Source organism: Leucobacter salsicius M1-8, assembly GCF_000350525.1.
GTDB lineage: Bacteria > Actinomycetota > Actinomycetes > Actinomycetales > Microbacteriaceae > Leucobacter > Leucobacter salsicius.
In genome coordinates this window covers 55542-77147 of sequence record NZ_AOCN01000004.1, presented here as the reverse complement: position 1 = coordinate 77147, position 21606 = coordinate 55542, and the positions used below count along the sequence as shown (strand labels likewise).

Below are 21606 nucleotides of genomic sequence, written 5' to 3'. Positions count from 1 at the left end.
GAAGGAGGACGAAGTGAATGACAAGAAGCCGAGTGAGTTCGACGGGATCTTGATCGCAACGGGAGGAAGCCGCCCGTTGATGTCGAAGCCGCCCGAGTTCAAAGCAGCTCGTGTGTTCGTAGATCGGGTGATGGCCGAGCTCGACGTACCAGACCGAGAGCGTGCCGAGTTCATGGCCGATTGGATCGTGAACTTTGCTGAGCGATTCGGTGCGAGTGCTGCCCAGCCGATGTTCGACATGGAAGGCAACGGGCCGCAGTGCTCGTGGTGCGGGCAGATCTGGCCGCTGTGTGGGCATCACCACATGAGTGAAGAGATAAGCGATGACGAAGCGAAGGAGCATGACGATGACTGAAACAGCAAAGACCGCCGAACAGATCGTGCAGGGGAGCCAACACCTAAAGGAAGCAGTGCTTGCCGCTGTTCAGAAGGGAGCAACGAACGACCGAGAAGCTGTGAGCTTCTACCGGGATGCGCGAGACACCATTGTCGCGGCACTTCCGGAGCTGCGACAGCACTTTGAGGCGGAGCTGCGCACACCAGGAGCCCAGAGCGACGATCAGGCTGGAAAGTATGCGGCGTTCGCTGCGCGGCAGGAGCATCTACGTGATCCGTGGCGCGGTATCGGCGCTAAGTGCGTGTGCGGTCGAGTGTTTGATTGTGACACAGACCATGCGATGCATCAGGTGGAGGAGATCCTTGTCGCTGTACAGGGAGACAGCGGGGATGATTCCCCGGCGTCAGGAAACCATGCGGTCATTGACGAAACGGCGCTCGCAGAGGTGAACGCCCGTGTGTATGACGAAGCCGCAGTGGATTCACCCGAGGACTATCCGCTGCAATACACCGAGGCGATGCAGTACGGGCGAGACACTGCCCGCGCTGCCGTAGAGAACCGCGCTGCCTGGCTTAATGACGGTGCACTCGAGTACGCGCTTCGCACTGAGGGCGAGGAAGGGCCGTGGACCAGTTGTTACCCGTCGCCTGAGTCGCTCATGGTGCGGCTTGGCCCCCTTGCTGCGCGTGATGACGAGGAGATCGTGTGTCGGCGAGTGGCGGGCGGCTGGGAGCGGTTCGAGCCGAGTGTGGTGTCGGAGTTGTTCCCGGGTGTTCAGGCTGCTTTGGCTCGGCTCACAATCCGGGGTGAAACGTCTTGATTCGAGAAGCGCTACATGAACAGCGACAAGATGCTTGCGAGCGCGCCAAATGCGAGACCGCCGCCAATCAGCCAGAGGTCCCTTCCGGAGGAATCTCCACCTTCTTTAATCCCAGGAACGAGCACGCTCATCGCAGCCTGAACTTCGTCGTAGGAGACACCTTCACCGTTGGCAGTGCCTTTGGCCTCTCGAATAACTCTGGAGTCACGGCTGGCTTGCTTCCAGAGGCTTCGTGCTCCGAGGTAGGGAAACACGGCGGCCACGACGTACATGAGGGCAATCAGGATCTTCATGCTCTCACCATCCCACATGCCGAAGTTCGGGTGCACTCGAACTCCTCGGTGATCGCCGCAGAAAGGCAGAACTAACTATGCAGGAACTTAATGCTGGACCGATCGCTTGGATCGATATTGAGACGACGGGGTTGGATCGTGATCAGGATCTGATCCTCGAGGTAGCGGCCGTCATCACTGATGCGGAGCTGAACGAGGTCGCGCACTTCTCGGAGGTGGTGCATCAGGATCGTGCGCTTGCGGTGTCGATGATGGACAAGGCGGTGCTCCAGATGCACACCAGGTCGGGGTTGATCGCGGATCTCGCGGTCACGTCGTCGGCGTCGAGCATCGTGGAGATCGAACAGCGCTTGCTCGAGTTCGTCGCCGAGCACCGCGCACTGGACGCACCGGTGGCTGGCAGCAACGTGAGCTTCGATCGTGGCTTCCTCGAGCTGTGGATGCCGACGCTCAACGATCAGGCGCTCCACTACCGGTCGATCGATGTCTCCACGGTGAAGGAGCTCGCACGACGCTGGGCGCCGCACGTACTTGAGACCGCACCGCCGAAAGACATGAAGCATCGTGCGCTCGCAGACATTCGCGAATCGATCGCCGAGCTACGCCACTACCGCGCAGCCGGCCTACTCACACCCACTACCAACGACACAGCGGCGCTCGCCGCCGGGGAAGGAATGACTCGATGACCAAGATCCCGAATCCCGGTGAGGTGGCGGCGCAGCGTAAAGCGGCTGCAGAGCACGAGCAGGAGCGTGCGGTGGAGCGTGCGCGGGTGAAGACGGTGCGGCAGCGGCGCAGGTTGCGTAACGGCTCGAGGTTGACCTCTCACGTATCGGATGAGACCGCGATCGCGTTGGCGAAGATGGTTCACCCTGACGTGGAGGGGGCTCCTCGTGAGTAGCGGTCAGAGGCCGCGCACGCGGGAGCACTTCCCTCGCATGAAGGTCCGCGGCAGGCGGCGTCGAACTCGTGCGCAGGTGCAGGCGTTGCAGGGGATTAACTGGGACGAGGTGCAGGTAGGCATTGGCAGGGCGATCAACCATTTCGGCGTGATGGCAGCTACCGTACTGGACGCGATCACCGCTGCAGCGGAGAGTGTGGCTCGCGTCGGTGAAGCATGGGTGGCGCAGTGGCATGAGTACCTGGGTAGCGAGCGGTACCAGCTGGATCTCATCGCAGTTAAGTACAAGGGCGACCCGATGGGGCACAGCGCCGCGGTGGGAGAGTTCTTCACTGCGCGCGCACACCGGGAGCTGGACGACCTCGCGGAGCGAATCCAGTTTGACCGGGTGGGTATTCACCCCTGGCAGCGGGACTTCCTAAAGCAGTTATTCAGGAAGGAATTCGCGCACCAGGAACCAGGCGAACTAATGTCACGCTTCGCAGGGATGGGGTTGGGGCAGCTCACGTGGTCGCAGCGGCGCGCTCGCGTTCTCTCGAGAATCTCACCGCCGCGAACATGACGCAGCTCCACCTCCTCGGCTCACCGTCGTCGTTCCCACCGCTACCAACGCGGTGGGACGGCGACGTCGTCAGCTGGGACAACTGGCAGGAGCACATCCGCACCAGCGCGGACTTCCACGGAGACCAACCAACATGCGAAGGATGCGGCACCGACCAACGCCCACATTGGGCCACCGGCAGCCGCCACCCATCACAAGGTGAAGTCATCGAAACCACCACACGACATCCATACAAAGCACCCTGGGGCACCACCTACCAAACACCACACACCAGATACACCCCAGCAACAGCCACCATCCAATTCCACGCCACCAGATGCGGATGGTGCGGCCACACCGAAGTCTTCGACAACGACTCCCAAGAACTCTGGACCCTCGATGACACCGACTACAACACCACCGGCAGCCAACGACCAACCACCACCAAACACCCAGCAGCGCTCGCCGCCGAGGAGGACACATGAGCTTCGATACCTTCGACCGCATTGACTGGCTGAAGCGCGCACTCGGTGATGTGCCAACACTGATCCTGGCGATACGTGAAGAGGTCGTGCCATCGCTACAACCAAGCAGCGAGCCGCGGGTATCGGGCTCGACGGAGAAAACCATCGCGCCGCTGAACGTCGAACCGATCGATGCCGCAGACGCACTCTGGGGAATGGTCTGCGCGCTCGCGATCGACTATGCGCAGCGGTCTCAGAACTGGCGGGAGCTGCCTGATGCGATCGACCGGCAGTGGCTCATTCCAGGTTCGGCAGAGTTCGCCGTAGTCGGATTCAAAAGCATCGACGAGGACCGGATCTACTCGGACGTAGTCGAGGTGACGCGGTACCTGATCGAGCACGCATTCCCGCTCGCGATCAACAAGGAGTACTCGGTGCCGGTCGACGAGCTCGTGGCCGCCATCGTTGCGGCGAGTGCGCGTCAGGAACGGGGGCCGGCGGCAGTGCCGCAGCGTCAGCACCGGCATAAGTGTCCAAGGTGTTTGAAGCATGGGGTGGTGCCGGTGTACAGCGCGACGGGCGAGATCCAGTCGTTGAAGTGTGAGCGATGCGGCGCCGAGCGGAAGTTCTGAGGGGGATGGATGGCTGAGATGGCTACGGCCGCGACCTGGTACACCTACCGGGGCGCGGCCGCGCGGGCCGAGAGGTCAGTGCGGTCGATTAAGCGGTGGGTGCGAGAAGGTATGGCTGCCGGGTGGGATGACGAGGGGCGTCGGATTATCCGGGAGGATTTGCTGCTCGCGGAGCTGCGGCGTCGTCTTGATGCGAACCCGGCGCATCAGTATCGAATCCGCAGAGAGTTGGGCGACACGCCGGTTGAGGGTTGGTCTTGACCAGTGAGTGTTGTCACCCCCTAATGTTTCAAATGCAGGAATAGGCCAGACACCCGGCAGGGGAGTCTGGCCTTACTGCTTTCCGGGGAGAGCCCCCGGCAGCGCCTAGAGCGAGCCGGGGGACACCCATCTCAGATTTCCCGCACCGCATCGTCAACATCGGCACGAGGCGGTTACGCCACACATGGTCATTGGGTGCGAGTGCGGGAACCTTATTACGCGGACAAGTTCCGGTAGCGTGGCTGGCATGAACGTACCTACTGGGGCTGTGCGCCCGAGCAATAAGAACCTCGCGAAGATCTTCGATCAGTCACTGCAGGGTGGCATGGAGATCCGGTACGCAGACGAGACTCAGGTCGTCGTTTACCGCAAGAACCAGTGGGGCTGCGGCGGGTTGATCTTCCTCATCGTGATCGGGCTGCTGACAGCGTTCATCGTGCCGCTAATCCTATTGATTCTCGGAGCCTTTGCCCCTGGCGGCCAGGTGATCACCTACACGCTCAAGCCCAACGGCAAGGTCAAGAAGAAACAGCGCGCAGCGCGCAACTAGATCGAACAGTCCTGAAGCCCCGTAGCCTTTCGGCCGCGGGGCTTCGTCGTTCTCACTTGAGCGCGTGCGGAGGTGTCTAGATGTCGAGTAGGCAGATCAGGAACGGCAAAGGCCATCGGGTGTACCGGCGCAAGCAAGCGGCGTTGAAGCGTCGCACCGCGGACGAGAACCTTCCCTGTGGGTGGAGGAGTCACTACGGGTGCGGTCAGCCGATCGATACCACGCTGCCGTACACCGACAAGATGAGCTTCACCGCCGACCACCCGGTGGCGATCACCAACGGTGGAGATCTCGTGCGTCAAGAACTCCATCCGTTCCATCGAAAGTGCAACCGAGACAAAGGCGATGCTGCCACTGTCGAGATATGGGAGGCAACATGAAGACCATCCTGATGGCCACCGACAAAGCTGACGGCCGCGACTACCTCATGGCCTACCCGTGCTTGAAGCCAGCGATCATCGTGACGCCGCGCTCGAGCAGCGCGGCACGCGGTTGGATCGGCCCGGTGTACGCAACGCCTTCAATGCGCAAGCACGCACGGTTTGAAGAGCTCTCCGCTGTCACCGTGCTCTGCGCTCTGACACTGCCGGAAGAGGACCGGATCGCCTGATCCGGCGTCCGCATGGGGGCCTCAATAAAATACAGAGGCACCCCGGTCATGCCAACCTCCCGCGCGAAACTGGCATCGATCCCCCCGTGCGAATTGCTGGGGGTGCGAATTGGGGGGAATTGGGGGTGCGATATGGCGCGTCCGAAGTCTCCGTGTGGGACATACGCGGCGTATCGACGGCACCTTCGGGAGAAAACGCAGGTGTGCAATGCATGCCGTGACGCTAAGCGGGAGGACTCGCGAGAGCGTTCCAACTCGGCTGAGGTGAGACGCGAGAAGCAGATCCAGCGCGAGGCCCCGAAGAGTGCCTCAGCGGATCCTGTGGAGCCTCCATCGGGTGAAGATCTGTCACAGATCGAGCTGCTCGAGGAGATGCTGCAGCAGTCGCGCACGCTCGTGAAGGGCTTGCTCTCATCGGATCCAGCGCGGGCGTACCTGCAGCTGCGCGAGCAGCGGGAGATCATCCGCGAGATCGCGGCGCTCAAGGAAGCTTCATCTCCGACGAAGGGGGTCACGCTTGCAGACCAGCTTGCTGCTGCCCGGGCAGAGCGCGAAAAACGAGAAGCTGTTCGGGCGGCAGGAGCCTAGTCTCCTCACCATCCCAGAGCGCACGGGCTCGCTAGCCGGTGATGCGATCGATCTGGCCACGATCGCGGGGCTGCACGGTGACCCGTGGCAGGACCTAACCCTCGATGCGATCTTCTCGATCGACCTGGCCGGCCGTTGGGTGTGCACGGAGTTCGGGGTGCTGGTGTCCCGCCAGAACGGCAAGGGCAACATCCTGCTGCCGTTCGAGCTCGCGCACCTGTTCTTGTGGCCCAAGGCGGACGGCGAACCGAAGACGATCCTCCACTCGGCCCACGAAGTGAAGACCGCAGTCGAGGCGTTCCGGCGCATCAAGCGGGTCATCACATCATCGCCGTTGTTGATGGCGGAGATGCTCGACGGCGAGCGGGGCATCAAGGACAATAACCAGCTGCGCGGCTTCGAGCTCGCGAACGGAAACCGTCTGCTGTTCATGGCACGCTCGCGCAATGCCGGCGTCGGGTTCACCGTCGACGTGCTCGTTGTTGATGAGGCTCAGGAGACGCCTCAGGCAGCGATGGACGCGCTCCTTCCGACCATGTCGTCGGTAGACAACACGCAGTCGCTGTACACCGGGACAGTGCCGGACGAGCTCAACAACTCGGAGTACTTCGAGGGGCTGCGCGATCGCGGACGTAAGGGAACGGATCCGCGCACCGGGTGGGCGGAGTTCAACCCTGACGGTTCACAAGACCCCGACGTGGCCGACAAAATAAATGTCAACGATCCGCAGGTCTGGCGTCAAGGAAACCCGGGGCTCGGGTACCGGCCAGGCCTGAACCGGGAAACCATCGAAGACGAGATCTCGCGGCTGGGCCCCGAGGCGGTCAAGCGGCTCAGGTTCTCGATCTGGCCGAACCGGCGCGAGGAAGAGGCCGTGAAGCTCTCCGAGATGGACCTCGAGATCTGGGACCGGCACAAGGGTGACTTCCCGGTGGTCGGTGACGGCGGCGTGATCGCGATCGCGCTGGGGCGTGGTGGTGGATTCGCCACGATCTCGAAAGCCATCCGAATCGATTCAGACCACATCGCGGTCGAGCACCACAAGACAGACCGGAAGGTGCGTTGGGTCGCCGATGATGTGAAGGCGTTGAAAGCCGAGCTGGGTGACGCGCTCGTGGTCGTTGACCCGAAGAACGCGGCGACGATCCTCACCGATCTGGATCGTGTTGGCGTCAAGTACATGTCGATGAATCTTGACGAGATCGCGTCGGCGCACGCGATCTTCATCGAGCTGTCGAACGACGGGCTGGTGAAGCACCGCGACCAGCCGGAGGTCAGCAGGTCGTTTGAGTTCGCGACGACGAGAGCGATCGGCCGCGCGGGTTTCACCTGGGAACCGTCAGATCCATCGAAGCCCATCACGCATGCCCAGTCAGTGACGTGGGCGGTGTGGGGCGTGATCAAGTCCGAAGCTTCCCGCGCGGAGCCCAAGCCGCCGCCACCTAAGGCGGCGGTCATTACACGCGACGCTGTCGCTCGAGACGAACTGGACCTCAACGCAGCGAGGTTCTGAGAAGGAGGCTCGCTTTGGCTGAGATTGGCTACCAGGCGGACAACGGTCTCCTGGGGTGGGGGAAGCTCACCGCGGCAACACACGAAACGAACCCTGACCTGCAGTGGCCGATGTCGCTCGACGTGTTCGATCGGATGCGTCGCGAAGATCCGCAGGTGAAGTCAGTCTTGCGGGCGGTGACACTGCCGATCATTCGCACCGACTGGATGATCGACGGGACCGGATGCAGGCCGGAGGTCATTGCGCACGTGGCCGATGATCTCGGGCTGCAGGTGAAAGGCGAGCCGTTCACGGCTCCGCTGCGGAGCAAGGGGCGGTTCTCGTTCAAGGAGTTTCTGCGGCTTGCGCTGCTCGAGCTCGTGTACGGTCACAGCTTCTTCGAGCAGGTCTATGACCAGTCCTCGGGGCGCACGCATCTGAGCAAGCTGTCGTGGCGGCCGCCGCGCACGATCTCGGACATCGAGGTCGCGCCGGACGGTGGCCTGGTCGCGTTGAAGCAGCATGGCCGGTCAGGCAAACCAGAGGTGAAGATCCCGGTGGATCGCCTCGTAGCGTTTGTGAACGAGCGCGAGGGCGCGAACTGGGTCGGTGAATCTCTGCTCCGGTCGGCGTACAAGATGTGGCTCCTGAAAGATCGGGTGCTCCGCATTCAGGCGCTTACCGCTGAGCGAAACGGTCTGGGCATCCCTGTTGTGACTGCCGCCCCACCTCCTGAAACGGGAACCTACGAGGAGATCGTGGAGTGGCAAGAAACTCAGATCGCGGAGAACTTGAAGATCGCGAAGGCCGCTCGTGCGGGTGAGGCCGCGGGCGCTTCGCTCGCGCACGGTTCGACACTGGCATTCGTGGGCGTATCAGGGAAGCTGCCGGATACGGACAAGCCGATTCGGTATTACGACGAGCAGATCGCTCGCGCGGTGCTCGCTCACTTCCTCAACCTAGGTACCGAGACAGGGTCGTGGGCGCTCGGTTCTACGTTCGCGAACTTCTTCACGGACTCGCTGAATGCGGTGGCTCAGCATATTGCTGAGGTCACCAACCAGCACATCATCGAAGATCTCGTTGATCTGAACTGGGGCGAGAACGAACCGGCCCCACGCATCGTGCCGGCCGCCATAGGCGAGCAGCAGCAGATTACGGCCGAGGCGATTCGATCGCTCATCGACTGCGGTGCGCTGTCAAAGGATCCGCAGCTCGAGGAGTTCCTGCGGGCGAAGTATGGCCTGCCAGTACTCGGGACAGAACCAGCGGTAGGCGGTACACCGGTCGACGACAAATCGGACGATGCCGCGGCTGCGAGGTTCGCCGCTGAAACCGAGCAGAAGGTATATCTCGCGACCGACCAGAAGCCGCTCACTCAGAAGGAAGCGCGCGAGCTGATTCGCCGGTCCGGTGCAGACCTTACTGGTGACGGGCCGGACGTGGACAGCACATCGATATCAGAGCCTGAGGAGGCCGCATGAATCCTTTCCGAGTAGCTGGGCGCGCAGGCGCCGAGCGCACCCCCATCCGTGCCGAGCTGCCGAGCGTGAAGACGAACGGAACCACGGCGACGCTGCGCTTGTATGACCCGATCGATAGCTACGGCGAGTGGTGGGGGATCTCCGCGAAGGAGTTCACCCGCGTGCTCGACGAGCTACCGGAAGAGACAAACGAGATCCGGCTCCTGATCAACTCGCCTGGCGGCGAAGTGTGGGAGGGCATCGCGATCATGAACGCGCTACGTGCTCATCCAGCACGGATCGTGGCGGTCGTGGAAGGCGTCGCTGCATCGGCGGCATCGTTCATCGCGACCTCAGCTGACGAGCTGGTGATGATGCAGAACAGTGAGCTCTACATTCACAACGCGTGGTCGTTCGTGGTCGGTGATGCTGCCGACATGCGCGCAGTAGCCGATGAACTCGAGCAGCATTACGACCGCAACATTGCAGCCATCTACGCCCAGAAATCTGGCGACTCCGTCGAGCACTGGCTGTCCGAGATGGACAAGGACCGATTCCTCACAGCCGACGAGGCAGTCGCCGAGAAGCTCGCCGACCGTGTCGAGGGCGTCGGTGATGCTGCGGCCGCGAAGGCCAAGTTTGACCTCTCCGTTTTCGCTCGAGCGTCTGGCCGTCGTGCCGGTGCGCGCGCGGAGATCAGTAAGACCCCGAGCTCAACCGGGCCGGACCAACACAACCAAAAGGAGAACGTCGTGAAGTTCGACGAATTCAAGGCTGGCATCCGTGAGCGGCTCGGTGTGACCGATGCCGACGCTAACGAGGAAACGGTCCTGGCCGCCCTCGATGAGGCACTCGCGGAACAGCTCGAACCAGTGGCGGCGCCCGCCGCGGCCATCCCCGCCGGAACGGTCCTCGTGGACCAGGCCGCATACGACGAGCTCCGCAGCAACGCGGCTGCTGGCCGTACTGCGCTGGACTCGCTCGACAGCACACGCCGCGCTGGCATCATCAGCGCCGCGCTGCAGGACGGTCGTATCGCAGCGAAGAGTGCTGACGCTTGGCGGGCAATGCTCGACAAGGACGAAGCCGGTACCTCTGCACTGCTGGATCAGTTCCCCAAGAACGCTGTCCCGGTGGTTGAGGTCGGCCACGCGGACACGCTCACCAGCGCCGATGACGCACTGTATGACGCAGTGTACGGCTCAACTACGAAGGAGGCCTAACCATGGCTGACTACCTGCCCAAGTTCAAGCCCGGCCAGGCGGTGACGTTCACCGCTTCGGTTGACGTGGCCGGAGGTCGACTCGTCGCCGTCACCGGTGATCGCACCGTGGGGCCCGCCGCTGCGGACTCAGCAGCCGTCGTAGGCGTCGCGGGTTTCAACGCGAAGGCCGGCGAGCGCGTGACCGTGTTCACGCGGGCCGGTGGCGTGCACCAGCTCACCGCAGCTGGCGCGATCGCAGCCGGCGCCCAGGTATCGGCCGCGGCCGCGGGCAAGGCCCAGACCATCGGTGCTACCGAAAACCCAATCGGTCTCGCTCTCGAAGCTGCGGCCGCCGACAACGACGTCATCGACGTCCTGTTCATCTAGGAGGAAATGACGTGTCTCTTACTTACCCAGTGAGCCATCCCACAGGAAAGCTCACCCAGGAGCAGCTCCACCTGTTCATCTCAAGTGCCCCACTCATCGCGAAGCGCGTGGCCGACATCACCCAGATGCGGTTCATCTCGGACTACCTACTGCAGGGCCGCTTCGACGCGACCGGCGGCGGCATCTTCTACGAGAACGGTGACCCGGTCTTTGCAGACGGTGACCCGGAAGCGATCTCGCCGCTGGGCGAGTTCCCGCTCGTGGTCCTCGAGGACGGAGAAATCACCTCGGCCCGCACTGACAAGTGGGGCCTGGACACGATCATCTCTGACGAGAAGATCGCACGCCAGGGCCGCACCCCGATCGACCGCGGCATCCTCCGCATCAGCAACTCGATCGTGCGCTACGTGGACTCCGTCTCCATGGCCGTGATCGCATCACGCGTCTCGTCAACGTTCAACTCGAACGCCTGGAACAGCGCCGGCGCCGCCGTCGAGAGCATCATCACCATCCAGAACGAGCGTGCGGAGCTCGGCCTCGGTTTCGAACTCGAGACCGTCGTGCTGCGCCCCGCGCAGTACGCGAAGGTCATCGGCATGCTCATCGACGACAAGGCACTCCCGCGAGAGTCCGGCGAGACCGCAATCCAGGGCAACGCTCCCGTCAACGCGCTCGGCCTGACATGGGCGACCACGCCGCACTTCAAGGGCTCAAACCCGCTGCTGCTCGATCGCAACAACCTCGGCGGAATGGCCGACGAGAAGCTGAACAGCCCGGGATACGCATCAGCCGGCACGTTCGGCGTCGAGGTGAAGTCAATCCGTGACGAAGACACAGAGGGCTACAAGCTCCGAGGTCGCCGCGTCACGGTACCCGTCGTCACCGAGGCACTCGCTGGTGTCCAGCTCGTCGGGACTGGCCTCTAATGGCTGCCAAGAAACCTGCCGCCAAGAAAGCGGCAGCCGCGGGCACGGTAGAGGACAACTCCACCGCGCCCGCCGTGGCGGACACAGCACCCGCGACAGCGCCAGAAACACCCAGCGCCGTACCGGCAGCAGACCAGGCTTCGGCTGCTGAGGCGCCCGCGACAGCGCCGGACACGGACACCACCGCCGCGCAGCCCGCGCTCGACGCCGCGCCCGCCGTAGCGGACAAAGAAGTGTTCACGGTGATCGGGCCGGTAGCGGTACTCCCGCTGGTATTTGGTGGCGAGCGGTACGCGTACCGGGGTGCGGTGGTGGGCGATGAGTTCACCCCCGAAGGGATCGCGCATGCCCAGTCGGTTGGGCTCGTCAGCAGTTCAGCAAAGTAACGAGAGGCGGGGGCGATGACTCAGATCACGCATGATCAGGTCGGCACTAATGAGGATCTCGCACGCGAAGTGCTCATCATTGCTCGGGACATCGCCCCCTGCATCTCGTCACTCGACGCTGAATCAGAAGAGGGCAAGAACGCGCTCGCCGTACTCCGACGCGTCTACAAAGACACATTGGCCCGCGGGTCAACGCTCATCAAAGCGCAGCGCATTGGGCCAGCATCAGTGGACTACTCCACCGTGAGCTCAGCATTCGAAGGCAACCCAACCCGCGCGCTGCGGGCGATCTGCCAGGCCCGCAGAAAACCAACACATTCGCTGGGGAGCTTCCCAACGGATCGACCGATCAGCAGACTGTGGCCGGAGGGACACTGATGGAGTTTCAATTTGGTGTGACCGTGTACCGGCTCCGGCCGAAACCGGTATGGGACAAGTACTCGAACAGCTTCATCCCCGGCGACTGGGATGACCCGGACGAGCTCGAACTCCCCGGCGCTTTCATCGCCCAGTCGTCGACCGCGATCGTCACGTCCGAGGCGCGGACACAAGCGCTCGAAGAGAAGTCGCTGTACCTCACCGACACGGACGCAGACGTGCAAGTGGGCGACCGGATCCGCCAGGGCAAAACCGGCCCAGCAACGTTCATGGTGGACGGCGTACCAGCCGCCGACATCAACCCATTCACCGGCTGGCAACCAGCGCGCGAGATCCCACTCCGCGCCGCCACCGGATAACGAGAGGGAAGCGATCCCAGATGGCACGCAAAGGACAGACCATTGTCGACTTCGACAACTCATACTTCGACGAGATCATGAAGAGCGAGGGCATCGCGAAGCTCACCGACAGCAAAGCAAACGAAGCACTCCAAGAAGCCAAGAGAACCGCCCCCGTAGATGAGGGCGACTATCGAGACGGGCTCATGGTCCTGAAGCGGGACACACGCTACCGCCACACCGCCCGCGTCATCGGAGTAGACGCAAAAACCCTCCTCATCGAAGCCAAAACGGGCAACCTCGCACGAGCCCTGAAGAACACGAAACGATGAGAGTCTCACCACCCACCGTCGACCTCTGGCTCATCAACCACATCCGCGCGCTCGCCGCCGCGGAAGGCGTCGATGTGGACGTGAGTAACAAGGAGCCGGTGAAGCTGCGTGCTCCGCTCGCGCGACCGCTGATCATCGTCAGAGGTGACGGGGCGACTCGGGCTGACTGGACGACATTCGGGTGTCCCATCGGGGCGTCGGTGCTTGCAGGTACTCGCATGTTCGACACCCCGGCGATCGAGCTGGCGACCTGGCTGGCTGGGATCTTGTTCGATGATGCGCTCCCGCAAGTGGAGGGGAGCCCGATCGCGAGCGTTGTTTGGGACGGCTGCAACGGGCCGTATCCCGTCGACGATGAGCACGACGTGTCTCGGCAATACATCACTGCCCAGTACGTCGCCACCGGCTCTTGGTGAGCCATCACACAACCAACATTCGAAGCCCCGCAAGTTGCGGGGCTTCCGTCTTTTCAAAGGAGCATCCAAATGTCTGCTGATGAGCATGGCAATAACCTCGAGGCCGTAGCCGTACCGATCACCGGATTGGCTGCGTTTGCGCCACTGGCCGCGGAGAATGTGATCGCGACTGCAGCTTTGGGAGCATCACCGCTTGAGCTGCCGCCCGCGTTCAAGAAGCTGGGTCTGTACAAGCAGGACGGCGGGCCAGCGCCGACTCGTGAGGACGGCGAGGCGATTGAGTTCTTCCAGATCGGTTACAAGCTGGCTGGTGATGGCACTCGTGGCCTGACGGTTGGGCTTGCTCAGAATGACAAGACCGTGATGTCGCTGATTGAGGGTGTCGAACCTGATGAGCACGGCGTCTACAAGGTGAAGTCGACGCTGCCGGACAACCGGTTCATTCTGTTCTCGTCGATCCGTTACCGCGGTGGGCTCGAGGAGCGGCAGATCGGTGTGGCATCGATCACGGCCGTCGAGCCGGACCAGGCTGAGCGCGGGTCGGTGAAGGGTGCCGCGGTGACGTTCACCTGGCAAGAGCACGACCTCTTTGAAGGGTCGCCGTTCTGGCAGTGGGGGCCGGCCATCCCTGGCGCTGCGGTGCAGCCGACGGGCGTGACCGCGGGCACACCGGGGGCGTTCGTACCCGCCAGCGCAGCGGTGCCTTCCACCATCGTGGCGCTGCGCGCACTCGGAAACCTGGGCCAGACGGCCGCATGGACGACCGGCCAGTACGTCGCTTACGGCACCTCAATGAAGGCGCACTGGGACGGATCTGACTGGGCTACCGGCGAGGCCGTGTAGCTCACTTGACTGCTGGCCGGGGTGTTATCGGGTCACCCCGGCCAGCTTCACACCCGAACCCGAGACGCAAGAAAGGGGCCCATCATGGCCACAACCAGCACCACCAAGACCAAGAAGGCGACTGCAGCGAAGGAGCCGGCAGATACGGCAGCCACCACTGAAGTGAGCGAGTACGACTTCGACGGCTGGACGCAGGAAGCCGAAGACGCTGCTCTGATCCAGATGAGTGACGTCAAGTACATCATCGTGGAGGGCAACTTCATTGGCCGCTTCGGTGACGGCACGATCGTGAAGATCCCGCTCTCGATCAAGCTCAGCATGATCGACGAGCTGCAAGCAGATTTCGACACTCCTATTGACCAGTTCCGGCATTTGCTCCGGACGTTTGCTGGCGAAGAGGTAGCGGACGATCTGAGCGATCGCAGCATCGTGCCGGTCGCGGTCATGTCGGAAAAGTTCTTCCGGGCGCTCTCGCGCGCGCAGGAGCTCGCGTTCCCGGAATCCAAAGCGTCGTCCAACTAATCCGAGAGCGCCGCGGGACGGTCGCGCGCACGCTGCGTGAGACGTTCTCTGTCGGCCTGTCGGACTTGGGCGGCGCAGTCACCTGGGGTGAAGCGCGGCTTCTGATCATGGAAGCCGCGCAAGACCCATCGACGGTGCTGGGCGCCGAGCTCGCCGGGTGGGCCTATCCGGCGACTACTCCTGAACTGATCGGGATCGTCGCTCAGATCGCCAACAAGTCTGCGTCGCAACGGGTCATGCCGTGGGCGCTGGAAAACCCGCGTCGTAAAAAGTCGGATGCCACCGCTGAAGAGGTCGCCGTCGCAACAGCAGCGCTCGAGGACGGCATCGTGTTCGCTTCGTAAACCCAAGGAGGTGCCATGTCTTCACAGGTAGGCTCTGGCCACATCAGCATCTTTCCCGTGATGACGGGCTTCAAGGGCGCTGTGATGAAAGGCACGCAGGCGGCCGGGGCGGCTGGCGCGAAGACGTTCGACGGCGGCTTCAAGGGTGCGGGCCGAAAGGTTGGCCGCACCCTTGGCACCGATGTGAAGGCTGCTTTTGGTGCCTCGGCTGGCGATCTCGGTTCCGTCGGGATGCGCAAACTGAATCGCGAAGTTGCGACCGCAGCGGCCGGGTTGTCGCGTTCCCGTTTGAAGCAGCAGGACGAGGCCGGCAAGGTTCGTGTTGCCGAGGTCAAACTACAAGAAGCCATCGCGAAGTCCGGCGAGGGGTCTTCTGCGGCTGTAGCCGCCGAGGAGCGTCTGGCCTCTGCTCGTCGGTCGCATAAGGCTGCGACTGACACCGTCACTGCAGCCACTACGCGGCTGAAGGGCGCGCAGGAAGCTGTGCGCACCGCTACGTCGGCAGCGGCTACGTCCGCGACCAGCAGTGGCAGCTTGTGGTCTCGGTTTACCGGTAACGTTCGCGATAATTTTCAGCAGCTGTCGACCTCGCAGGCGGGGTTTGCGCGAGCATCGACCACTGGGTTTGGTTCAGCGGCATCAGCGCTGACGCTCTTCAAATCGAGCGCGGCGTCTGCCGGGGCTGGCGTCGGTGCGGTAGCTAAGGCTGCGGGGGCGACGTTTGCTTCTCTGGGCCCGGGTATTGCGAGCTCGATGAAGGCAGGGCTGCAGGCCCTCCCGGGCGCTGCCGCTAGTGGTCTGTCGTCGCTGGTCTCAGGCATGCGTGATCTGGGCTCACGCGCGGGCAAGGCCCTGGGTGGGGCTCTGCAGGGAGCTGCGACTGTCGCGGTTGCAGGTCTGGGTGCATCGTTCGCGATCATTGGCGCGAACGCAATCTCCACGATCAAGTCTGCTGTCGCCGAGTATGCGACCTGGGAGCAGGCTGTTGGCGGCGTGGAGACCCTGTTCAAGAGCGCTGCAGGGAGCGTCCAAAATTACGCTTCGGAGGCGTACCGGACCGCTGGCGTATCTGCGAATGAGTACATGTCGCAGGTCACCAGCTTCAGTGCTTCGCTGATCGGGTCGCTGGGTGGGGACACCAAGGCTGCGGCGGAGCTCGCGAACCGTGCCGTTATCGACATGTCCGATAACGCGAACAAGATGGGCACCGATCTCGCGTCCATCCAGCAGACGTACCAGTCGATCGCGCGCGGTAACTACGGCATGCTCGACAACCTCAAGCTCGGTTACGGCGGCACCAAAACCGAGATGGAGCGTCTGCTCGCAGACGCTGAAAAGCTGTCTGGTCAGAAGTACTCGATCGGTAACTTCTCCGAGGTCGTCAGTGCCATCCACGTAGTTCAGACTGAGCTTGGGATTACGGGAACGACGGCCCTCGAAGCTGCCACCACCATCGAGGGCGCGACCGCCGCGATGAAGTCGTCGTGGAAGAACTGGCTCGCGGAGCTCGGCAAGGAAGACGCCGACATTTCGGGAGTCACGGATCAGCTCGCCTCGAGCGTCGGGGTCGCGATGGGCAACCTCCTCCCGCGCATCCAGCAGATCATCAAGGGACTGGTCGCTGCCATCCCGCAGATGGTGTCGGGGCTCGTGCAGACACTGCCGCAGCCGTTCCAGGATGTGGTCGGGAAGATCTCGGGAACGTTCTCGGGTTTGAAGGAACTCATCGCGCCGCTGGGGGCGGCATTCTTGGCGTTGGGGTCTGGCGGTCTTGCCGCGGTACTGGCCAAGGTGCCGATCCTCGGCGGCATGCTGGGTGGGCTGACCGGCCCGCTTGCGGCGCTGGGTGGGCCGCTCGGTATCGTCACGGCAGCATTCGCGGCATTCGCTCTTACGGGCGGTGACGCGGGAGCACTCGTCGAGGGTCTCACGGGGGTCATCGACCAGGTCGTCGCCGCACTCCCGGGACTGATCGCAAAGGTCACGGAGTTCGTGCCGAAGATCGTGGCCGGCATTTACGCGCAGATCCCAGCGTTCCTTGCTGCAGCGACCGGTGTCGTTGAAGCTCTGGTGTCGGGGCTGGTGCAGGCAGTGCCACTCCTGGTAGACGGTGCAGTCGCTCTGGTGTCGGGGCTTATGGCCGCGATCATGGAGAACCTGCCAGCCATCATCGAGGGCGCAATCGCCCTGGTAACGGCGCTTGTCAGTGGCATCGTGACCGCGCTTCCCCTCCTGGTAGAGGGTGCGGTGGCGCTCGTCGCGGGCATGCTGACGGCCATCGTGACCGCGCTCCCGATGATCATTGAAGGCGGCGTTCAACTCCTGACCGCCATCATCACCGGTCTCATTGCCGCCCTGCCGATGCTGCTCGAGGCCGCGCTCACGCTGGTGACTGGTCTCCTCGAAGCCATCATCAGCAATCTGCCGATGATCATCCAGGCAGGCATCCAGCTGCTGCTGTCCCTTATCACGGGCATCATCAACATGCTGCCGCAGCTCATCACCGCAGCGATCACGCTCGTGCTCAAGCTCGTAGCTGGGCTGCTGCAGATGCTGCCGCAGCTCATCGCGGCCGGCATCCAGCTCGTCCTCTCCCTGATCGTGGGTCTCGTGAAAGCGATCCCACAGATCATCGCCATGCTGCCCCAGATCGTGAAAGCAATCTGGGACGGCCTGGCGAGCGTGGACTGGCTGAGCCTCGGCGTCGACATCGTAATGGGAATCATCAAGGGCCTCTCATCCATGGGGCAAGCAGTCCTCGACGCCATCGTCGACCTCGCATCCAGCGCGTTCGACGGCTTCAAGGACTTCTTCGGAATCAAATCTCCCGCCCGCAAGATGATCCAACCCGGCCGCGACATCGTGCGCGGCGCAGTGGCCGGCGTCGACGCCCAAGCGGACAGCCTCGGCGACTCACTCGTCGACATGGCACAGCACGCCGCCAAGCGGGCAGAGGACGCGATGACATCCGTCACCGCCACCATGTCCGCCACTATGAACGGCGAACCGGGGCAAGACGCACGGAACACCGGACAAGGATCAGCCACCAAACAGGTCAACATCAACAACGAAATCAAAATGTACGACCGAGACCCACGCATCGTGGGCAAACAAATCGGACGAAGCATCGAGGAGGCCCTGGTGTGAACGAACAACCACTCTGGATAGAACTCCTCGGCACAACACTGTCCGGCGCACAAACACCAGACACCGGACTCATCTGGACCAACCTCGAAGGATGGACCGGCCTACCAGAAGCACGCGGCGACACCGACCCAATACCCGGCGCCCACGGCAGCTTCAAACGAAAAACCATCCTCCGACAATCACGCATCATCACCATCACAGGCCACATCTACGCCACCAACACCACCGAACTACACACCATCAGAGACAACCTCGAAACAGCGCTCGCCGCCGGGGCTGGAACGATGCGGGTGTCGTCTCGAGAGAGTGGCGTGTGGGAGCGGTATGTAGAGATTGACACGCTCGATGTGGACCCTGATCGGGGGCGCAGATGGACGAAGTTTGTAGTTGACATGGTGGCGCCGGATCCGCGTAGGTATGGACCGTTGCAGCGTGTAGGTCCGGTCGGGATGCCGGTTGCTGCTGGAGGTGTCAGGCTGCCTCAGAGGATGCCCTGGAACTTCGGCACGGTGTCTGAAGCAAGTCGGTTGATTGTGCCGAACGCTGGCGCGATCTCGATGGCTCCAACGCTCGAGGTCGTGGGCGGGTTCTCTCAGGTCACGATCTACGAGATCGCGACTGGGCGGCGGCTTCGGTTTGAGTGGGCTGTCGACGACGGCGATGTGGTCGTGTTCGATTGCGGCGCGCGGCGCGTAACGGTTGGCGGGGCTGACATGACGCGTTGGTTGCGTGTTCGTGAGTGGTTCGATATTCCGGCTGGCCAGGTGGGCGAGTTTCGGTTCGAGGTGGTGGGTCGCGTGGGTGATCCGCTGCTGTCTGCGTTTTTTAGGATTGGGGCTTGGTGATGGAGTTTCCGGGTTTTCCGTCGAACGATTTCGACTGGCATTTTGAGGAGACGGGTGCTGCGTTTGCGGGGCTCGTGTTGCGCGACCGTACCGGTATTCCGCGCTCGGGGGTGCTTCCGTCGTCGGCGAATCTGCTGACGAAGGGAGCGGGCTGGACGGTTCAGGTGGCACCGCATGTAGCGGTACGTGCGAAGGGTCGCCTGGTGCTGATCGGTGGGGCGACTGAGCCGGTCACGGTTGATGTTGGAGCTGCTCCTGCTGCGAACGCGCGCATAGATGTTATTTACACAAGGCCGGCTGATGTCGGCGCTGGCGAGGAAGCTGTTTCTGTAGGTGTCGTTATCGGTATTCCTGGCGCTGTTCCGGCGAAGCCCGCGATCCCTGGTGGGGCGGTTGAGCTCGGCACCGTTAGGTCTGCCTCTGGGAACACGGGAATCGTGCAGGCGACGCTGACGAACACGAGCCCGTTTACCGCCGCGGCTGGCGGCGTGCTCGTCGTGCGCGCGGTTGCTGATTTGAACTCTGCAGACCTAGTTGATGGCGCGCGTGCGTTCGTGCTGGCGACTGGGCGCGAGTATCTTCGGCGCGGTGGCGCGTGGGAGCGTGTGCCGATCGTCTGGGCGACCACTGGGGCGATTCCTGGTACGGCGCAGGCTCAGGGATCGGTTACCGTATCGTTCCCGGCTGGACTGTTTCCGAGCGCGCCAGCGGTCACTGTGACGCCACAGACGACGGTGCCTGGGTCTGCTGACGTGAAGATGGGTGCCGCGAGCATCACCGCTTCTGCATGTGCCGTATACCTGGGGCGGTTGAGTAACCAGCTCACCTCGTTTTCGCTGATCGCCGTGCTGGCGTAGCCGATCGGGAGGGAGCAACGTGCGCGTTTTGCTTCACGAGACGATGACGGGCGAGCCCGTCTCAGAGCTCGAGTACTCTGCCGCGTCATGGTCAGTGGGGGTGTGCCGCGCGGACGAAGTCACGGTAGAGATTCCGGGCTATACGGGCCGGTCTTGGTACCAGTTCATGGTGCCTCGTAAGTTCGTGATGTCGGTGATCGACGAAGAGCGACGGGTGCTCGCTGCTGGCGTACTGGGGATACCCGAGGGGAAAAGCGATACCGACGGGGCACACAAGATCTCCTTCCCCGGCACCGGGGTTGAGTCGTTGTACGAGCGCAGGCACGTGCTCCCGGTCGGGTACTGGCCGCTCGTGGACGCGACTGGGTTCCCGATCAAAGCACGCAACACAACGATCACCGGTGTTGACTACGGGACGATCATGAAACGGCTGTACATGCAGGCCATGAATCACGAGGGCGGGCATATCCCTGCGGTGTTCATGCCTGACCGGATAGGCACTCGTGAGCGCACATATCTTGCCGTCGACGGGAAACCAGTACAAGACGCGGTACAGGAAATTGCTGAAGTCGTGGGCGGGGTCGAGTGGGACTGGGTGCCGGTGATCGACGAGAGCGACCGGCTCACGTTCCATCTGATCACCGGAACCGACGCGGAACCTGAGATCACCTCTTCATTTTGGCGGGCCTGGCAGTCGGGCGGGGACGACCCCGATATTCGCGGACTGGATTTCAAGATCTCGCCCGAGTTCCTCGCGCAGACCGCAATCTTCATGGGCGGAAAAGATGACGACCGGGTGATGGCCTCCCGGCGTACCGGCTCCGCCCTGGTTGCAGCCGGGATCCCGCTCTGCGAGGTGTGGGACACCTCACATACTTCGGTGTCTCGACAATCGACACTCGACGGGTGGGCTCAAGCCCGCTACGAGGAAGGCCAGGCCCCGATCCACTACTGGACTTTCGATGTGCGCGCTGAGAGCTCGAACGGGCTGCGGTCGGGCGATTGGTGCACGATCGATGTCTTCGACCACTGGGGCATCCCAGATGGCACGTATGAGCGACGCATCGTCGAGGTATCTGGCAGCGCCGATTCTGACTGGCTAGGTGTTGTGGTAGCGGGGGAGGCGTCATGGTAAGGCCGATGTATACGCCGCCTGAACGTAGGTTGGCGAGCACGCTCAAGAAGATCTCGACATCGGTGTCTGATGTGCAGCGGCCCACGGGTACCGAGAAGGAGCAATCACTGAAGAGGCTGGAGGAAGCTCTGGCTCAACTCGCCAACGTGGTTGCTGCGATTCCCGTAGCGGTGGCCGCAGAGTCAGTTGGTGGCGGGTTTACCCCGACCACGCAATGGGAGACCGTAGCAACGGTAACCGTGTCGCGTCCTGTAGGAAAGTCTGCGGCGGCGGTGATGGCGTTGGCGTCCGTAGTGGTGAACTGGTCCGTAGCCGGTGCCGCCGCATGGCCTGTCGTGTCAGCACGCGTGCTAGTTAACGGCACTGCAGGCCCCGCTGTCCCGCTCGGACAAGGCGTGAGTGCTGCGAGCACGACGGTCTCAGGCCGGGCGAGTGGCGCCGCGATGCGGGCCTCAAACGCGGCTGGGGACGGACCAGTCGTGGTAGCGGTACAAGTGGCGATCACGGGATGGATCGGCGATGGCGCGCAAGGCACCGCGTCATGGTCAGGCGGCGCTCCGCAGGTCGCCGCAAATGTAGTTTTTTCTAGCTAAC

31 protein-coding genes are annotated in these 21606 nt (G+C 62.8%); 30 read left to right on the top strand and 1 reads right to left on the bottom strand.

Annotation, left to right across the window (positions count from 1 at the left end; genetic code table 11):
- Positions 1-13: 13 nt before the first annotated feature.
- Entirely contained in the window at positions 14-355 is a 342-nt protein-coding gene (locus C795_RS0101005; RefSeq protein ID WP_017791898.1) for a hypothetical protein, read from the top strand.
- On the top strand, positions 348-1157 hold the full coding sequence (locus C795_RS0101000) for a hypothetical protein (protein WP_017791897.1): 810 nt from the start codon (positions 348-350) through the stop codon (positions 1155-1157). The genes C795_RS0101005 and C795_RS0101000 overlap by 8 nt, the downstream gene beginning before the upstream one ends.
- Before the next feature lie 11 nt (positions 1158-1168).
- Here C795_RS0101000 and C795_RS0100995 read toward each other — a convergent pair whose 3' ends face one another.
- Positions 1169-1486 (bottom strand): hypothetical protein, encoded by a 318-nt coding sequence (locus C795_RS0100995; protein ID WP_017791896.1) that lies wholly within the window; start codon positions 1484-1486, stop codon positions 1169-1171.
- A 41-nt stretch (positions 1487-1527) separates the two neighbouring features.
- On the opposite strand from C795_RS0100995, the gene orn reads away from it, so the two are divergent.
- From orn to C795_RS0100860, 28 genes are all read left to right on the top strand, one after another.
- Complete coding sequence (gene orn, locus C795_RS14725; RefSeq protein ID WP_017791895.1) at positions 1528-2136, top strand: oligoribonuclease; 609 nt, start codon at positions 1528-1530, stop codon at positions 2134-2136.
- On the top strand, positions 2133-2351 hold the full coding sequence (locus tag C795_RS0100985) for a hypothetical protein (protein WP_017791894.1): 219 nt from the start codon (positions 2133-2135) through the stop codon (positions 2349-2351). Before orn ends, C795_RS0100985 begins: the two co-directional genes overlap by 4 nt.
- Positions 2344-2913 carry a hypothetical protein gene (locus tag C795_RS0100980; protein WP_157486886.1) on the top strand — a complete coding sequence of 190 codons (570 nt, stop codon included), beginning with the start codon at positions 2344-2346 and terminating at the stop codon, positions 2911-2913. Before C795_RS0100985 ends, C795_RS0100980 begins: the two co-directional genes overlap by 8 nt.
- Complete coding sequence (locus C795_RS17075) at positions 2910-3377, top strand: hypothetical protein (protein WP_198008404.1); 468 nt, start codon at positions 2910-2912, stop codon at positions 3375-3377. Before C795_RS0100980 ends, C795_RS17075 begins: the two co-directional genes overlap by 4 nt.
- The gene (locus C795_RS0100975; protein WP_017791892.1) at positions 3374-3988 is read left to right on the top strand and encodes a hypothetical protein; all 615 of its coding nucleotides are present in this window, start codon (positions 3374-3376) and stop codon (positions 3986-3988) included. Before C795_RS17075 ends, C795_RS0100975 begins: the two co-directional genes overlap by 4 nt.
- A 9-nt stretch (positions 3989-3997) precedes the next feature.
- Entirely contained in the window at positions 3998-4249 is a 252-nt protein-coding gene (locus C795_RS0100970) for a hypothetical protein (protein WP_232225398.1), read from the top strand.
- Between the two features lie 247 nt (positions 4250-4496).
- Complete coding sequence (locus C795_RS0100965) at positions 4497-4799, top strand: hypothetical protein (protein ID WP_157486884.1); 303 nt, start codon at positions 4497-4499, stop codon at positions 4797-4799.
- Between the two features lie 80 nt (positions 4800-4879).
- Positions 4880-5179, top strand: coding sequence for an HNH endonuclease (locus C795_RS16375; RefSeq protein ID WP_017791889.1), 300 nt, complete (start codon positions 4880-4882; stop codon positions 5177-5179).
- Complete coding sequence (locus tag C795_RS0100955; protein WP_017791888.1) at positions 5176-5409, top strand: hypothetical protein; 234 nt, start codon at positions 5176-5178, stop codon at positions 5407-5409. Before C795_RS16375 ends, C795_RS0100955 begins: the two co-directional genes overlap by 4 nt.
- Positions 5410-5610: 201 nt before the next feature.
- Positions 5611-5997: a hypothetical protein gene (locus C795_RS0100950; RefSeq protein ID WP_157486883.1), complete on the top strand. Its 387-nt coding sequence runs from the start codon at positions 5611-5613 to the stop codon at positions 5995-5997.
- Entirely contained in the window at positions 5927-7510 is a 1584-nt protein-coding gene (locus tag C795_RS16370) for a hypothetical protein (protein ID WP_157486882.1), read from the top strand. Before C795_RS0100950 ends, C795_RS16370 begins: the two co-directional genes overlap by 71 nt.
- A gap of 14 nt (positions 7511-7524) precedes the next feature.
- Entirely contained in the window at positions 7525-8973 is a 1449-nt protein-coding gene (locus C795_RS0100940) for a phage portal protein family protein (RefSeq protein WP_017791885.1), read from the top strand.
- On the top strand, positions 8970-10175 hold the full coding sequence (locus C795_RS0100935; RefSeq protein WP_017791884.1) for a head maturation protease, ClpP-related: 1206 nt from the start codon (positions 8970-8972) through the stop codon (positions 10173-10175). The genes C795_RS0100940 and C795_RS0100935 overlap by 4 nt, the downstream gene beginning before the upstream one ends.
- Before the next feature lie 2 nt (positions 10176-10177).
- Entirely contained in the window at positions 10178-10543 is a 366-nt protein-coding gene (locus C795_RS0100930; RefSeq protein WP_017791883.1) for a capsid cement protein, read from the top strand.
- Between the two features lie 11 nt (positions 10544-10554).
- Positions 10555-11469: a phage major capsid protein gene (locus tag C795_RS0100925; protein ID WP_157486881.1), complete on the top strand. Its 915-nt coding sequence runs from the start codon at positions 10555-10557 to the stop codon at positions 11467-11469.
- Positions 11469-11855 (top strand): hypothetical protein, encoded by a 387-nt coding sequence (locus C795_RS0100920; RefSeq protein WP_017791881.1) that lies wholly within the window; start codon positions 11469-11471, stop codon positions 11853-11855. The genes C795_RS0100925 and C795_RS0100920 overlap by 1 nt, the downstream gene beginning before the upstream one ends.
- Positions 11856-11870: 15 nt before the next feature.
- The gene (locus tag C795_RS0100915; RefSeq protein ID WP_017791880.1) at positions 11871-12233 is read left to right on the top strand and encodes a hypothetical protein; all 363 of its coding nucleotides are present in this window, start codon (positions 11871-11873) and stop codon (positions 12231-12233) included.
- Positions 12233-12592 (top strand): hypothetical protein, encoded by a 360-nt coding sequence (locus tag C795_RS0100910; RefSeq protein WP_017791879.1) that lies wholly within the window; start codon positions 12233-12235, stop codon positions 12590-12592. Before C795_RS0100915 ends, C795_RS0100910 begins: the two co-directional genes overlap by 1 nt.
- Positions 12593-12612: 20 nt before the next feature.
- Positions 12613-12903, top strand: coding sequence for an HK97 gp10 family phage protein (locus C795_RS0100905; RefSeq protein WP_017791878.1), 291 nt, complete (start codon positions 12613-12615; stop codon positions 12901-12903).
- A complete protein-coding gene (locus C795_RS0100900) occupies positions 12900-13319 on the top strand; it encodes a hypothetical protein (RefSeq protein ID WP_017791877.1) in 420 nt (139 codons plus the stop codon). The genes C795_RS0100905 and C795_RS0100900 overlap by 4 nt, the downstream gene beginning before the upstream one ends.
- Before the next feature lie 69 nt (positions 13320-13388).
- Positions 13389-14162, top strand: coding sequence for a hypothetical protein (locus C795_RS0100895; protein WP_017791876.1), 774 nt, complete (start codon positions 13389-13391; stop codon positions 14160-14162).
- 84 nt (positions 14163-14246) lie between these two features.
- Positions 14247-14684, top strand: a complete 438-nt coding sequence (locus C795_RS14710) for a hypothetical protein (RefSeq protein ID WP_017791875.1) — start codon at positions 14247-14249, stop codon at positions 14682-14684.
- 107 nt (positions 14685-14791) lie between these two features.
- Positions 14792-15028 (top strand): hypothetical protein, encoded by a 237-nt coding sequence (locus tag C795_RS17355; protein WP_198008403.1) that lies wholly within the window; start codon positions 14792-14794, stop codon positions 15026-15028.
- Positions 15029-15043: 15 nt separating this feature from the next.
- On the top strand, positions 15044-18175 hold the full coding sequence (locus tag C795_RS17350) for a phage tail protein (protein WP_017791873.1): 3132 nt from the start codon (positions 15044-15046) through the stop codon (positions 18173-18175).
- Entirely contained in the window at positions 18172-19020 is an 849-nt protein-coding gene (locus tag C795_RS17345) for a phage distal tail protein (protein WP_198008402.1), read from the top strand. The genes C795_RS17350 and C795_RS17345 overlap by 4 nt, the downstream gene beginning before the upstream one ends.
- On the top strand, positions 19014-19877 hold the full coding sequence (locus tag C795_RS0100870; RefSeq protein WP_157486880.1) for a hypothetical protein: 864 nt from the start codon (positions 19014-19016) through the stop codon (positions 19875-19877). Before C795_RS17345 ends, C795_RS0100870 begins: the two co-directional genes overlap by 7 nt.
- A 19-nt stretch (positions 19878-19896) precedes the next feature.
- Positions 19897-21012: a hypothetical protein gene (locus C795_RS0100865; RefSeq protein WP_017791870.1), complete on the top strand. Its 1116-nt coding sequence runs from the start codon at positions 19897-19899 to the stop codon at positions 21010-21012.
- 62 nt (positions 21013-21074) lie between these two features.
- Positions 21075-21605 carry a hypothetical protein gene (locus C795_RS0100860; RefSeq protein ID WP_157486879.1) on the top strand — a complete coding sequence of 177 codons (531 nt, stop codon included), beginning with the start codon at positions 21075-21077 and terminating at the stop codon, positions 21603-21605.
- The last annotated feature ends 1 nt before the right edge of the window (position 21606 follow it).